Consider the following 735-nt stretch of genomic DNA (forward strand, 5'->3'; position numbering starts at 1 on the left):
AAGTAGAAGAAGTACTGCTAGGACAAACTGGAATGAGCGTAACGTTCTATCCAAGTTTAACCGATGCCCAAAACAATACTAGTGCAATAACAACCCCAACTTACCAAAATACCACGATTTACGTTCAAACGTTAGGAATTCGTATTACCAATAATGCTACAGGTTGTTATGTTATTTCTACGATGGACATTCGAGTAGAACCATTGCCAGAACCAATACCGCCAACCACACCATATATTATATGTGATGACAATCAGGACGGTTTTGCCGACTTCGATTTATCGACTTTAGAAGCCGATATATTAGGAGGCGAAGTTTACACCATCACGTTCCACGAAACGCTGACCAATGCACAACAAGGAACCAATGCCTTATCGACAACGGCTTATACAAACATCAATCCGTTTGTACAAATTCTATATGTCAGAGCAGAAGATCCAGTTACAGGCTGTTTTAGTGTGATGCCAATAACGTTAGAAGTTAATCCAAGTCCAATAGCACCAATTGATTTAGATGATATCGAAGTATGTGATACCAATGCCAACAACCAGAATGGTCAGATGACAGTGGATTTAACCATAAGAACAGCCGATGTTTTAGCCCAACAACCACTACCAGCAAGCAACTATACGGTGGAGTATTACACCAGTCAGATCGAAGCAGAAGCAGGTAATCTTCCAATTATTCCAGCAGATAACTATTCAGCAAGCAATGGACAAACCATTTGGGTACGTG

General features: G+C 40.5%; 1 pseudogene. It reads left to right on the forward strand.

The window, feature by feature from the left end:
- Window positions 1-735, forward strand: a pseudogene (locus G6042_RS00730) (adhesin); the annotation flags it as partial.

The organism is Flavobacterium solisilvae (assembly GCF_012911605.1).
GTDB lineage: Bacteria > Bacteroidota > Bacteroidia > Flavobacteriales > Flavobacteriaceae > Flavobacterium > Flavobacterium solisilvae.